Genomic DNA, 12968 nt, shown 5'->3' with positions numbered 1-12968 from the left:
TGATGCAGACTCCGCGGTTCAATAAAACGACTATCTGGGGGCGGTTGCCAGCATTTCTGTTCTGCGCAGCCGTGTTGTTGTCCGCTACACCGCGGGTCTTCGCACAAGACGATCCTGCCGTCGCCCGTCGCGCGGCCGCGGAACTGCTCGATCGCATCCATCAGGCCGCCCAGCAGCAGAACTACGAGGGCGCGTTCGTCTATCAGCGCGGCAGTTTCGTGCAGACGTCGCGCATCGCACATTACTCCACGCGTACGGACGGCGAGTTCGAGCAGCTCGAAAGCCTCGACGGCAAGCCGCGCAAAATGCTGCGTCACAACGACGACATGTACACGTTCTTGCCGGAGCGGCGTATCGTGGTCTTCGAAAAACGGCAGAACAAGGACTCATTCCCTGCGCTGCTGTCGGTGAACGGCGAGCAGGTGCTGTCCGTCTACGAGCCGAAGATGCTTGACGACGACCGCGTCGCGGGCGTCGACAGCCTCGTGATGGAACTTGATCCGAAAGACGCGTACCGCTTCGCGTACAAGCTGTGGGCAGACAAAAAGACCGGTCTGCTGTTGCGCGCGCAGACGCTCGACCCGAGCGGTCAGGTGCTCGAGCAGTTGTCGTTTTCGCAGGTCCGCATCGGCGTGCCGGTCGACAAGACGGGCATCGTCAACGGCATCCGCAATCTCACGGGCTGGACGGTGGTGCGTCCGCCAGTCGAGCCGGTCGACATGGCCGCGCAGGGTTGGCAAATCATGCCGCCGGTACCGGGCTTCCATATGATCCGCCAGTTGCGTCGTCCGATGGCGTCGCGCGAGGCGGGGCAGCCTCCGATCCCGGTCGACCAGGCCGTGTTTTCCGACGGCCTCGCAGCGATTTCGGTGTTCGTCGAGCCCGTCGAGAAAAATACGCGTAAGGAAGGCACGGGCGATAGCGGCGCGACGCACGTACTGGTCAAGCGTCAGGGCGACTTCTGGATTACCCTGCTCGGTGAAGTGCCCCAAACCACATTGCAGCAGTTCGCGTCTGCCATAGAATACAAAGCTCCGAAGTAACCCTTCCGAATCCTGAAATCCCTCGGCTTGCTACGATATGACGACTTTCTCGGTGCGCAAATTCCTCGCGGCCGTAGTGGTGGCGGCGTGTTTGCCGCTTGTGCCGCATATGGCATCGGCGGCTCCCGCTGCCAACCTGCCCGACTTCACCGACCTCGTCGACAAGGTTGGCCCGGCGGTCGTCAACATTCGCACGACAACGCGCGTGTCGAACGGTAGTTCCCGCGGCGGCCTGCCGCCGGGTATGGACGACGGCGACATGTCGGAGTTCTTCCGGCGCTTCTTCGGGATTCCGTTGCCGCAGTCACCGCAATCGCCGCACGGGGGTGATAACGGCGGCGGCGGCGGCGGCGGCGGCGGTAGTGGCGGCAGCCCGGATTCACCGGACAACTCGGACGCCGAACAGAACAGCGGGGTAGGCTCGGGCTTCATCCTGTCGGCGGACGGCTACGTGATGACCAACGCGCACGTCATCGACGACGCGGACACGATCTACGTGACGCTGACCGACAAGCGCGAATTCAAGGCGAAGCTGATCGGCGTCGACGACCGTACCGACGTCGCGGTCGTGAAGATCAACGCGTCGAACCTGCCGACCATCACGATCGGCGACTCGAACAAGGTGCGCGTCGGCGAATGGGTCGTCGCGATCGGTTCGCCGTTCGGTCTCGAAAACACGGTGACTGCCGGTATCGTCAGCGCGAAGGGACGCGACACCGGCGACTACCTGCCGTTCATCCAGACTGATGTGGCCGTCAATCCGGGCAATTCGGGCGGTCCGCTGATCAACATGCAGGGCGAGGTGATCGGCATCAATTCGCAGATCTATAGCCGCACCGGCGGGTTCATGGGCATTTCGTTCGCGATTCCGATCGACGAGGCGATGCGCGTGGCCGATCAGCTGAAGAGTTCGGGCAAGGTGGTGCGCGGCCGCATAGCGGTGGCGATTGGTGAAGTGACGAAGGACGTCGCCGAGTCGCTCGGTTTGCCGAAGGCGCAGGGCGCGCTTGTGAGCAACGTGGAGCCGGGCGGACCCGCCGATAAGGCCGGCGTGCAGCCGGGCGACATCATCCTGAAGTTCAACGGTCATTCGGTTGACACGGCGACGGACCTGCCGCGCATGGTCGGCGATACGAAGCCGGGCACGAAGACGTCGATCACGATCTGGCGCAAGGGTCAAACGCGCGAACTGCCGGTCACGATCGCAGAAATGCAGCCGGACAAGGTCGCGAAGGCGGATCAGAAGAAGCCGCAAGCGCCGCAGCAGCGCGCGACCAACGCGCTCGGCATCGCGGTCAGCGACATTCCCGCCGATCAGCAGAAAGCGCTGAAGATTCAGAACGGCGTGCAGATCGACGCGGTCGACGGTCCGGCCGCGCGTGTCGGGCTCCAAAAGGGCGACATCATCCTGCGGATTGGCGATACGGATGTGACGAGCACGAAACAGTTCGACGAGCTGACCTCACACCTCGATTCGCAGAAGATGGTCGCGTTGCTGGTTCGTCGCGGCGACAACACGCAGTTCGTGCCGATTCGTCCGCGCAGCGCGCAGAAATGACGAAGACGGCATCGCTCACGCTCTATGGGCGCGCGTGGTGCCATCTGTGCGAGGACATGCGCGCTGCGCTCGAGCCAATGCTGGCCGAGTTCGGAGCGCAGCTGGCGGTGATCGACGTCGACAGCGATCCGTTGCTCGAAGCGCGTTACAACGAGTTGGTGCCGGTGCTGGTTTGCGATGGCGTCGAACTGTGCCACTATCACCTCGACGAAGCGGCCGTGCGGGCAGCATTGGCTGCACATGCGTCGCGTGTCGCGGCGGCATCCTGATACGCACCCGCGCGGCATCTAGTTTCGCGCGATCCATGCGCCTTTTTTGCCTCGGCTCACTGCGATGCGCGCGGTAATTTTCTCGCATCCTCTACGCCGTCTTGAGGCCCGCGCTTCGCAAGATGCGCCGGCCGATGGGCTTTTCGGCTAAAATAGATAAGATTTTCACCTACTTACAAGGCGTGCTCCGCTATTGTCCGGGGCGCGCCTTTTCGCTTGATCGGCACTGAATGGATCATATTCGTAACTTCTCGATCATCGCGCACATCGACCATGGCAAGTCGACGCTCGCCGATCGCATCATCCAGATTTGCGGCGGTTTGTCCGACCGCGAGATGGAAGCTCAGGTGCTCGACTCGATGGATCTCGAGCGCGAGCGCGGCATTACCATCAAGGCGCAAACCGCCGCGTTGTCGTATCGCGCGCGCGATGGGCAGCTCTACAACCTGAACATGATCGACACCCCGGGGCACGTCGACTTCTCGTACGAAGTCAGCCGCTCGCTGTCCGCGTGCGAAGGCGCGCTGCTCGTCGTCGACGCGAGCCAGGGTGTGGAGGCGCAAACCGTCGCCAATTGCTACACGGCCATCGAACTCGGCGTCGAAGTGGTGCCGGTGTTGAACAAGATCGATCTGCCGGCGGCGAACCCCGAAAACGCGATCGCCGAGATCGAGGACGTGATCGGCATCGACGCGACCGACGCGACGCATTGCAGCGCGAAAACGGGCCTCGGCGTCGAAGACGTGCTCGAAGCGCTGATCGCGAAAGTGCCGCCGCCGAAGGGCGATCCGCAAGCGCCGCTGCAGGCTCTCATCATCGACTCGTGGTTCGACAACTACGTCGGCGTCGTGATGCTGGTGCGCATCGTCAACGGCACGCTGCGTCCGAAGGACAAGATCCGGCTGATGGCAACCGGCGCGCAGTATCCGGTTGAACATATCGGCGTGTTCACGCCGAAGTCGAAAGATCTCGAATCACTGTCGGCGGGGCAGGTGGGCTTCATCATCGCCGGCATCAAGGAACTCGCGGCGGCGAAGGTCGGCGACACGGTTACGCTCGTGAACCAGCCGGCGGCCGTGCCGCTGCCGGGTTTCAAGGAAGTGAAGCCGCAGGTGTTCGCGGGTCTGTATCCGGTCGAAGCGAATCAGTACGACGCGCTGCGCGATTCGCTCGAAAAGCTGAAGCTGAACGACGCGTCGCTGCAGTACGAACCGGAAGTGTCGCAGGCGCTCGGTTTCGGTTTCCGCTGCGGCTTCCTTGGTTTGTTGCACATGGAAATCGTGCAGGAACGTCTCGAACGTGAGTTCGACATGGACCTGATCACGACGGCGCCGACCGTGGTCTACGAAGTCCTGCAGCGCGACGGCACGACCCTGATGGTCGAGAATCCGGCCAAGATGCCGGAGCCGTCGAAGATCGAGGAAGTGCGCGAGCCGATCGTCACCGTGAACCTGTACATGCCGCAAGACTACGTCGGCGCGGTGATCACGTTATGTACGCAGAAGCGCGGCAACCAGATCAACATGCAGTATCACGGTCGTCAGGTTCAGCTTACGTACGAAATTCCGATGGGTGAAGTCGTGCTCGATTTCTTCGACCGTTTGAAGTCGATTTCGCGCGGTTATGCGTCGATGGATTACGAGTTCAAGGAATACCGCGCGTCGGACGTCGTGAAGGTCGACATGCTGATCAACGGCGACAAGGTCGATGCGCTGTCGGTTATCGTGCACCGGTCGCAAAGCCAGTACCGCGGCCGCGAAGTGGCGGCGAAAATGCGCGAGCTGATTCCGCGTCAGATGTACGACGTAGCGGTTCAAGCCACGATCGGTTCGAACATTATTGCGCGCGAAAACATTAAAGCGTTGCGTAAGAACGTGCTGGCAAAATGCTACGGCGGTGATATCACGCGTAAGAAGAAGCTGCTTGAAAAGCAGAAGGCAGGCAAGAAGCGAATGAAGCAGGTGGGCTCGGTTGAAATCCCGCAAGAGGCTTTCCTCGCTATTCTGCGTGTCGAAGACAAATAAGTTGAATAACGGAACCCTATGAATTTTGCGCTGATTCTTTTTGTGCTCGTCGTTTTGACGGGTGTCGCATGGGTCGCGGACAAACTGGTTTTCCTGCCGAAACGGCGCCGCGAGGCGGAAGCCGCAGTCGCCGAATTCGATCGTCAGCAGGCACGCATCGGCGAGCGCTTCGCCGATGAAAACGCCGCGCAAACGCGCGCGCGTCTGCGCGACGACAAGCTGCGTCAGCCGTGGTGGCTCGAATATACGGCGAGCTTTTTTCCGGTGATTCTGGTGGTGTTCGCCGTGCGCTCGTTCGTGATCGAGCCGTTCAAGATCCCATCGGGCTCCATGGTGCCGACGCTGCTGGTGGGCGACTTCATCCTCGTCAATAAATTCGAATATGGTCTACGTTTGCCGATTACCAACACGAGGATCACGCAGGGCAGTCCGGTCCATCGCGGCGACGTGGTGGTGTTCCGTTATCCTAAAGACGAATCGGTCGACTACATCAAGCGCGTCATTGGTCTGCCCGGCGACGTGATCGAGTATCAGGACAAGAAACTCACGATCAACGGCAAGCCGGTGCCTGAAACGCCGTTGCCCGATTATCTCGACGAAGAGCGTCTCGGTTATGCGAAGCAGTTCGAGGAAGATATCGACGGCCGCAAGAACGCGATTCTGAATAATCCGGCGGTGCCGCCGTTCATCGTCGGTGCGGAAGATTATCCGTATCGCGACAACTGCCAGTACAACGCGCGTGGCGTGATCTGCAAAGTGCCGCCGGGCAATTTGTTCATGATGGGCGATAACCGCGACAACAGCGCGGATAGCCGGTACTGGGGTTTTGCGCCTGAACGCAATATCGTCGGCCGCGCATTTTTCATCTGGATGAACTTCAGCGATCTGCGGCGCATCGGCCCTTTCCAGTGAGTCGCATGCATCGATCGCTTCATGAGCGCTTCTCACACGCCGCGCGAATAACCGGCACCCGGTTATCTCGGTCGCGGCGTGTTGTCATGCTACTTTAAGAACTCGCGGTAACGTCGGTTCACCACGCTTTTTCCGCTGGCGCCCCGTGTTTCCGCCGGGTCAGGCGCCCGCGTTATACTCTGCCCATGCCCCTATCTCCGTTGGAAAGCCGTTTGCGCTACGAATTTCGCAATGCGGAATTGCTGCGCCAGGCTCTAACACACCGCAGTCATAGCTCCACGCATAACGAACGGCTCGAATTTCTCGGCGACTCCGTTCTGAATTGCGCGGTGGCTGCGCTTTTGTTCCAACGTTTCGGCAAACTCGACGAAGGCGACCTGTCTCGCGTGCGCGCCAATCTGGTCAAACAGCAGTCCCTCTACGAGATTGCTCAGGCACTCAATATTTCGGAGGGCCTGCGCCTCGGCGAGGGCGAGTTGCGCAGCGGCGGCTTCCGCCGCCCGTCGATCCTCGCGGATACACTCGAGGCGGTGCTCGGTGCGATATTTCTGGACGGCGGATTCGAGGCTGCGCAGACGGTCATCAAGCGCCTTTACGTAGCGATTCTCGACCATATCGACCCGCGCACGCTTGGCAAGGACGCGAAGACGCTGCTGCAGGAGTATCTGCAAGGCCACAAGATTGCGTTGCCTACTTATACGGTCGTCGCCACGCATGGTGCGGCGCACAATCAGCAGTTCGAAGTGGAATGTACGGTGCCGAAGCTGGACGTCAAGGTGTCTGGCTCCGGCGCGAGCCGTCGCGCGGCGGAGCAGGCGGCCGCAAAGAAGGCGCTCGACGAAGTGATGGCCGCGGCGCCTGCCGTGGTCGCGAAGCCGAAGCGCTCGAAGGGCGCGCGCGCCGCGAAAAATGCCGAGCAGGAAATCGTGCCGGGCGTGACCGGCGTACAGGCCGCACTGGATTTGCGCACACCGGATCGCAAGAGCGCGCGCGGTGAAGGGCGCGCGCCTGTCGCGCTGGAAGCGCACGCCGACAAACCTTCCGTGGAAAAATCAGCCGCTGAAAGACCGGCGGCCGAGCGTGCCGCGCCGGGTCCCGCCGGTGCGCCGTTGGCTGTAATTCGTGCCGCGCATGTGGAGTACAGCGGACAGGACAAGCCGGAGCGCGCCGAAAAGTCCGAAAAGACGGAGAGGGCCGACAAGGTTTCGATCCACGCGGGCGAGAAACCTGTCGACAAGCCGGCCGAAAAACCCGCAGCGGACAAAACCCCCGACCTCAAAGCCGACACGCCGTCACACGCTCGCGGCACAGACCGTCTGCGCAGCCGCGAAGCCGCGCCGGGGACTGCTGCGTCCAGCGTGACCGCCGCGCCCGCGTCGGTTGTCTCGGTGCCCCCGGCACCTGCCGAACACGAACCCGGCGTCGCCGACGCGGTGCAAACGCGCGTCGCCGATGCGGGCCATTGATTGCCATCGGCGTGCGCGTCGCGCGCGCCGAACTGAACCTGCCGTAGTCCGAATATGAACGCTCCCACTCCCACTGGTTTTCGCTGCGGCATGGTCGCGATCGTCGGCCGCCCGAATGTCGGCAAGTCCACGCTGATGAACGCGCTGGTCGGCCAGAAAGTCAGCATCACGTCGCGCAAGGCGCAGACCACGCGCCATCGCATTACCGGCATCAATACGCTCGAAGACGCCCAGTACATCTTCGTCGACACGCCCGGTTTTCAGACCAAACACAGCGGCGCCCTGAACCGCTCGCTGAACCGCGCCGTTACGTCGACGCTGACCTCGGTCGACGCGATCCTGTTCGTCATCGAAGCAGGCCGCTTCGGCCCTGACGACCAGAAGGTACTCGATCTGATCCCGGCGAAGGTCCCGACGCTGCTGATCGCGAACAAGCTCGATCGCGTGTCGGATAAAGACTCGCTGTTCCCGTTCATGCAGCAGATGAGCACGCTGCGCGAGTTCAACGAGATCGTGCCGCTGTCGGCGAAAAATTCCGACGACATCAAACGTCTGATGGCCACCGTCAAGCCGTTCCTGCCGGAAGGCGAGCCGATCTACGGTGAGGACGATCTGACCGATCGCAGCGAGCGCTTCCTTGCCGCCGAAATCCTGCGCGAGAAAGTCTTCCGCTGGACCGGCGACGAGCTGCCGTACACGAGCACCGTGCTGATCGAGAAGTTCGAAACCGAAGGGCGGCTGCGCCGTATCTTCGCGACGATCCTCGTCGATCGCGACATGCACAAGGCGATGATCATCGGCCAGAAGGGCGCGAAGCTGAAGCAGATCAGCACCGAGGCTCGCCTCGACATGGCAAAGCTGTTCGACGGGCCGGTGTACCTCGAAACCTTCGTCAAGGTGAAGAGCGGCTGGGCCGACAATGAAGCCGGGCTTCGTGCGTATGGGTACGAATGACGCGTGGATGACGCTCAATTCAGACGAGGCTTCGGATCAGCCGGAGCACGAACCGTCTCGGCCCGCGCGTAGCTCGAGGAAATCGTCGGCCGACGCAAAAAGCCCAAAAAGCGCGAAAAGCGCACCCGCCGACGATGGCGAGCCACGCAAAACGCCGGCGCGCCGCGCGCCGCGGACCTCCACATCCGAATATCGGATCACCGAGCAGCCCGCGTTCGTGCTGCATAGCTATCCGTATCGCGAGACCAGCCTGATCATCGACGTGCTGTCGCGCGATCACGGCCGTCTCGCGCTGGTCGCAAAGGGCGCGAAGCGCCCGCACTCCGCGCTGCGCGGCGTGCTGCAAACGTTCCAGCCGCTGTCGCTCGCGTGGTCGGGCAAGTCCGAAATGCGCACGCTGACCGGCGCCGAATGGGTCGGCGGCATGCTGCCGCTGACCGGCGACGCGTTGCTGTGCGGTTTCTACGTCAACGAACTGCTGGTGCGCTTCTGCGCGCGCGAGGACCCGCATCCTCAGTTGTTCCATCACTACGTCGTCACGCTGACGCGGCTCGCGCACGATGAGCCGCCGGTGCAGGTGCTGCGCTCGTTCGAACGCGTGCTGCTACGCGAGACCGGTTACGCGATGGCGCTCGACCGCACGGTCGCACGCAAAGCGGTGCTCGCCGACGGCCGCTACGTGTTCGATCCCGAGCGTGGGGTACGCGAGGCATCGGACGAATGGCCCGCGCAGTGGCCGGTAGTGTCGGGACAAACCTTGCTCGATATGGAAAAGGACGATTACCATCGAGCGCAGACCGTCGCGCAAAGCAAAACGCTGATGCGCTTCCTGCTCAACACCTATCTTGGCGGCGCGCCGCTTGCTACCCGCCAGATCCTGATCGACCTGCAGAACCTATGAGCTTCTTCCTGACTTCGCCGACCGCGATCGACCTCGGCGTGAACATCGACCATGTCGCCACGCTGCGCAACGCGCGTGGCACGTCCTATCCCGATCCGATCCGCGCCGCGCTGATGGCCGAAGAAGCCGGCGCCGACGCGATCACGCTGCATCTACGCGAAGACCGCCGGCATATCGTCGACGCCGACGTACACAAGCTGCGTCCGCTGCTGAAAACGCGCATGAATCTCGAATGCGCGGTCACGCCGGAAATGCTCGACATCGCGTGCGAAGTGCAACCGCACGACGTCTGCCTCGTGCCGGAAAAGCGCGAGGAGCTGACGACCGAAGGCGGTCTCGACGTCGCCGGACAGTTCGAGGCGGTGCGCGCCGCATGCAAGCAACTGGCGGACGCGAACTCGCGCGTGTCGCTCTTCATCGACCCCGAGGAGACGCAGATTCGCGCCGCGCACGAAGCCGGCGCGCCGGTGATCGAGCTGCACACAGGCCGTTACGCGGAAGCTCATGATCCCGCGGAACAGCAGCGCGAATACGAGCGCATCGTGCGAGCAGTCGAATTCGGCGCGACGCTCGGCCTCAAAGTGAACGCGGGCCACGGCCTGCACTACACGAACGTGCAGCAGATCGCGGCGATCGACGGCATCGTCGAACTCAACATCGGCCATGCGATCGTCGCGCATGCGATCTTCGCGGGCTGGGACAACGCGGTGCGCGAGATGAAGGCGATCATGGTCGCCGCGCGTCTCGGCGCGCGCGCGTAACGCAACCTGGCGACGGACGCACGCATGGCAATCTACGGAATCGGCACCGACATCGTTCAGGTCAGCCGCGTAGCAGCGGTGATGACTCGCACCAATGGCCGTTTCGCGGAGAAGGTGCTCGGTCCCGACGAACTACGCGTGTACCACGCGCGCCACGCCCGTTCGGCGGCGCGCGGTCTCGCGTTTCTCGCGACGCGCTTCTCGGCGAAAGAGGCGTTCTCGAAGGCAATCGGCCTCGGCATGCACTGGCCGATGAGCTGGCGCGCGCTGCAAACGCTGAACCGGCCGAGCGGCGAGCCGATGGTGGTCGCCTCTGGCGAGCTGGCCGACTGGCTCGACGCGCGCGGCATCACGGCGCGCGTGACGATCACCGACGAGCGCGACTACGCGGTGTCGTTCGTGATCGCGGAGACGCAGCGGCCGGGCGATACGGAAGGTTCGTTGGCGGCGTCGGCGTCGCGGGCTTCGTCCGCCCGTTCCGCCACAGAATGAAAAGGTTGAGCGCGGCCACTGGCGGTCGCGTTTGTGTTGTCTCACAGTTTTCCCGCGGAATTCGATGAAAACCACACCCGGACCGGTGATGCTCGACGTGGTCGGCAAAACGCTGAACCGCGATGACAAAAGGCGTCTCGCTCACCCGATGACCGGCGGCGTGATCCTGTTCGCGCGCCACTACGAGAGCCGCGCGCAACTGGTCGGGCTGACCGATGCCATTCGCGCGATTCGCCCGGATCTGCTGATCGCCGTCGATCACGAAGGCGGCCGCGTGCAGCGCTTTCGCACCGACGGCTTCACGGTGCTGCCGTCGATGGGTAAGCTCGGCGCGCTGTGGGACCAGGACGTGCTGCACGCGACCAAGGTGACGACCGCGGTCGGCTATATCCTCGCCGCGGAACTGCGCGCGTGCGGTATCGACATGAGCTTCACGCCGGTGCTCGACCTCGACTATGGACACTCGCAGGTGATCGGCGATCGCGCATTCCATCGCGATGCGCGCGTGGTCGCGCTGCTCGCGAAGAGTTTGAACCACGGCCTCGCGCTCGCCGGCATGAGCAATTGCGGCAAGCATTTTCCAGGGCACGGATTCGCGCAGGCAGATTCGCACGTCGCGATGCCCGTCGACGAACGCCCGATCGAGGAAATCCTCGGCAACGACGTCGCGCCGTACGACTGGCTCGGTCTGTCGCTTGGCGCGGTGCTGCCCGCGCACGTCGTCTATCCGCGCGTCGATGCGAAGCCGGCCGGCTTCTCGCGCATCTGGTTGCAGGACATCCTGCGCGGCAAGCTTGGCTTCGAAGGCGCGATCTTCAGCGACGATCTGTCGATGGAAGCCGCGCGCCAGGGCGGCACGCTGACCGAAGGTGCGCAAGCGGCCCTGGAGGCCGGCTGCGACATGGTGCTGATCTGCAACCAGCCGGACGAAGCGGGGAAGGTGCTCGACGCGCTGCGCGTCACGCCGGCGAGGGAATCGCAGCGGCGGCTGAAGCGCATGCGGCCGCGCGGTAAAGCGCTCAGGTGGAGCAAGCTGATGGCCGAGCCACGGTACGCCGAAGCGCAGAGGCTGCTGCGCAGTACGTTTGCATAAACGGAAATGGCGCCTTGAAGCAATTCAAGGCGCCATTTTTTATCAGCTTCGAACGGTGCGAGCCGCCGTCAAGCTTGCTTGACAACCGCAGCACGCGCGATCCGATCGCTCAGTTCAAGCGCATGCGCTGCAACTTGTTGTACAGCGTCTTCGGGCTGATTCCGAGTAACGACGCCGCTCGATGCCGCGTGCCGCCGACCGCGTCGAGCGTCGCGCGGATCAGCATTTCTTCGACGTCCGCGAGGGGCGTACCGACGGTCACCTGCACGCGACTGCCGTTCAGATCGCGGCCGTTCGCCGTGCTGGCTTCGTCGGCGCGCAACGACTCGATCACGTCGCCCGATGCCTGATAAGCGCGCCGCACGCGCTCCTGCAGTTCGCGCACGTTGCCCGGCCAGTCATACGCGAGGCATTCGCGCAGGAAATTCGGCGCCGCCTGCTTCGCGACCTCGGCCGTACCGCGCGCGGTCGCTTCCACATTCAGTTCGTCGACGGCTGCCTGCGCAATCAGCAGCGGATCTTCACCACGCTCGCGCAGCGGTGGCAGCATGACCGCGGCGGCTTCGAGGCGCAGCGAGAGGTCCTGATGCAGCGAGCCGTCCGCGACCGCCGCGCGCGGCGGCTTGCGCGTCGACGCGATGAGCCGGAAGTCGGTCACGATCTGGCTGGTACCGCCCACGCGCATGAAGGTCTGCGAATCGAGCGCGCGCAACAGCGCTTCCTGCTGCGTGCGCGGCAGCTCGGTGATTTCGTTGATGAACAACGTGCCGCCGCTCGCCTGTTCGAAGAGGCCCGGCTCGCGCTGCTCGGCGCCGCCGAACGCTCCGCGTTCGTGACCGAGCAGCATGCTGTCGAGCGAGCGATTGAGCCCGCCCGCGGTCGCGCCGCGGCAATCGAACGTGACGAACGGGCCTTTGCGGCGGCGGCTCATGTCGTGCAGCGTGCGCGCGGCGATCTGCTTGCCGGTGCCAGCCTCGCCGGAGATCAGCACCGCGGCTTCTGTCGGCGCGAGACGCTCGATCGTGTCGTACACGTGCTGAATGGCGCCGCTGCGACCGAGCATCGCGCCGAAGCGCCCAAGCTGACGCAGCGCCGCGCGCAGCGCCTGGACCTCCTCGGTCAGCTCATAAGGCCGCGGAATGCGCGCGAGCAGGCTGCGCAGGCGCGGAATGTTGACCGGCTTCAGCAGATAGTCCCAGATACCGTGCCGCAAGCCCTCGATCGCACTCTCGACGGTCGCATTGCCGGTCATCACGATCACCGGAAGCGCGCCGCCCGGCGGATGCGCGGGCAGATGCTGCAACAGATCGAGGCCGCTGCCGTCCGGCAGATTCAGATCGACGAGCACGACGTCGGGGATGAAGCGCGTCAATGCGCCGCGGGCCTCGGCGAGCGTGGTCGCGGTGTCGACTGAAAAGCCGTCGGCGGCGAGGATTGCCGACAGACCGGACAAGCTATTGGGATCGTCTTCAACAATCAGGGCGTGTGGCATGGC

Annotated in this window: 12 protein-coding genes; 11 read left to right on the top strand and 1 reads right to left on the bottom strand. The window is 63.4% G+C overall.

Annotated features, from left to right (window positions below; translation table 11 throughout):
* Positions 1–2: 2 nt before the first annotated feature.
* The 11 genes from OKW27_RS23900 to nagZ all read left to right on the top strand — a co-directional run bounded on the left by OKW27_RS23900 (position 3) and on the right by nagZ (position 11473).
* On the top strand, positions 3–1043 hold the full coding sequence (locus OKW27_RS23900) for a MucB/RseB C-terminal domain-containing protein (RefSeq protein WP_090805408.1): 1041 nt from the start codon (positions 3–5) through the stop codon (positions 1041–1043).
* A gap of 37 nt (positions 1044–1080) precedes the next feature.
* On the top strand, positions 1081–2601 hold the full coding sequence (locus OKW27_RS23895; protein ID WP_429335074.1) for a DegQ family serine endoprotease: 1521 nt from the start codon (positions 1081–1083) through the stop codon (positions 2599–2601).
* Positions 2598–2870 (top strand): glutaredoxin family protein, encoded by a 273-nt coding sequence (locus OKW27_RS23890; RefSeq protein WP_187612373.1) that lies wholly within the window; start codon positions 2598–2600, stop codon positions 2868–2870. The genes OKW27_RS23895 and OKW27_RS23890 overlap by 4 nt, the downstream gene beginning before the upstream one ends.
* A gap of 230 nt (positions 2871–3100) precedes the next feature.
* Positions 3101–4894 (top strand): translation elongation factor 4, encoded by a 1794-nt coding sequence (gene lepA, locus OKW27_RS23885; RefSeq protein WP_090801163.1) that lies wholly within the window; start codon positions 3101–3103, stop codon positions 4892–4894.
* An 18-nt stretch (positions 4895–4912) separates the two neighbouring features.
* Complete coding sequence (gene lepB, locus OKW27_RS23880; protein WP_090801160.1) at positions 4913–5806, top strand: signal peptidase I; 894 nt, start codon at positions 4913–4915, stop codon at positions 5804–5806.
* Between the two features lie 185 nt (positions 5807–5991).
* The gene (gene rnc, locus OKW27_RS23875; protein ID WP_429335073.1) at positions 5992–7272 is read left to right on the top strand and encodes a ribonuclease III; all 1281 of its coding nucleotides are present in this window, start codon (positions 5992–5994) and stop codon (positions 7270–7272) included.
* Positions 7273–7326: 54 nt separating this feature from the next.
* Positions 7327–8226 (top strand): GTPase Era, encoded by a 900-nt coding sequence (era, locus tag OKW27_RS23870; RefSeq protein WP_026225953.1) that lies wholly within the window; start codon positions 7327–7329, stop codon positions 8224–8226.
* Positions 8213–9127, top strand: coding sequence for a DNA repair protein RecO (gene recO, locus OKW27_RS23865; protein ID WP_090805406.1), 915 nt, complete (start codon positions 8213–8215; stop codon positions 9125–9127). Before era ends, recO begins: the two co-directional genes overlap by 14 nt.
* A complete protein-coding gene (pdxJ, locus tag OKW27_RS23860; protein WP_429335072.1) occupies positions 9124–9888 on the top strand; it encodes a pyridoxine 5'-phosphate synthase in 765 nt (254 codons plus the stop codon). The genes recO and pdxJ overlap by 4 nt, the downstream gene beginning before the upstream one ends.
* Before the next feature lie 24 nt (positions 9889–9912).
* Positions 9913–10380 (top strand): holo-ACP synthase, encoded by a 468-nt coding sequence (gene acpS, locus OKW27_RS23855; protein WP_090801155.1) that lies wholly within the window; start codon positions 9913–9915, stop codon positions 10378–10380.
* 64 nt (positions 10381–10444) lie between these two features.
* A complete protein-coding gene (gene nagZ, locus OKW27_RS23850) occupies positions 10445–11473 on the top strand; it encodes a beta-N-acetylhexosaminidase (RefSeq protein ID WP_429335071.1) in 1029 nt (342 codons plus the stop codon).
* 109 nt (positions 11474–11582) lie between these two features.
* Here nagZ and OKW27_RS23845 read toward each other — a convergent pair whose 3' ends face one another.
* Positions 11583–12965 (bottom strand): sigma-54-dependent transcriptional regulator, encoded by a 1383-nt coding sequence (locus OKW27_RS23845; RefSeq protein WP_429335070.1) that lies wholly within the window; start codon positions 12963–12965, stop codon positions 11583–11585.
* Positions 12966–12968 lie beyond the last annotated feature (3 nt).

The organism is Paraburkholderia sp. 35.1, assembly GCF_050436525.1.
Taxonomy (GTDB): Bacteria; Pseudomonadota; Gammaproteobacteria; order Burkholderiales; family Burkholderiaceae; genus Paraburkholderia; species Paraburkholderia tuberum.
Note: the sequence above shows the minus strand (reverse complement) of the source record. Positions and strands in the feature narration are given on the sequence as shown.

Excerpts from the sequence above, each read along its gene's own strand:
- nagZ (WP_429335071.1), top strand. The coding sequence starts at position 10,445 with ATGAAAACCACACCCGGACCGGTGATGCTCGACGTGGTCGGCAAAACG.
- pdxJ (WP_429335072.1), top strand. The coding sequence starts at position 9,124 with ATGAGCTTCTTCCTGACTTCGCCGACCGCGATCGACCTCGGCGTGAAC.
- OKW27_RS23845 (WP_429335070.1), bottom strand. The coding sequence starts at position 12,965 with ATGCCACACGCCCTGATTGTTGAAGACGATCCCAATAGCTTGTCCGGT.
- lepB (WP_090801160.1), top strand. The coding sequence starts at position 4,913 with ATGAATTTTGCGCTGATTCTTTTTGTGCTCGTCGTTTTGACGGGTGTC.
- era (WP_026225953.1), top strand. The coding sequence starts at position 7,327 with ATGAACGCTCCCACTCCCACTGGTTTTCGCTGCGGCATGGTCGCGATC.
- rnc (WP_429335073.1), top strand. The coding sequence starts at position 5,992 with ATGCCCCTATCTCCGTTGGAAAGCCGTTTGCGCTACGAATTTCGCAAT.
- OKW27_RS23895 (WP_429335074.1), top strand. The coding sequence starts at position 1,081 with ATGACGACTTTCTCGGTGCGCAAATTCCTCGCGGCCGTAGTGGTGGCG.
- OKW27_RS23900 (WP_090805408.1), top strand. The coding sequence starts at position 3 with ATGCAGACTCCGCGGTTCAATAAAACGACTATCTGGGGGCGGTTGCCA.
- acpS (WP_090801155.1), top strand. The coding sequence starts at position 9,913 with ATGGCAATCTACGGAATCGGCACCGACATCGTTCAGGTCAGCCGCGTA.
- OKW27_RS23890 (WP_187612373.1), top strand. The coding sequence starts at position 2,598 with ATGACGAAGACGGCATCGCTCACGCTCTATGGGCGCGCGTGGTGCCAT.
- recO (WP_090805406.1), top strand. The coding sequence starts at position 8,213 with ATGGGTACGAATGACGCGTGGATGACGCTCAATTCAGACGAGGCTTCG.
- lepA (WP_090801163.1), top strand. The coding sequence starts at position 3,101 with ATGGATCATATTCGTAACTTCTCGATCATCGCGCACATCGACCATGGC.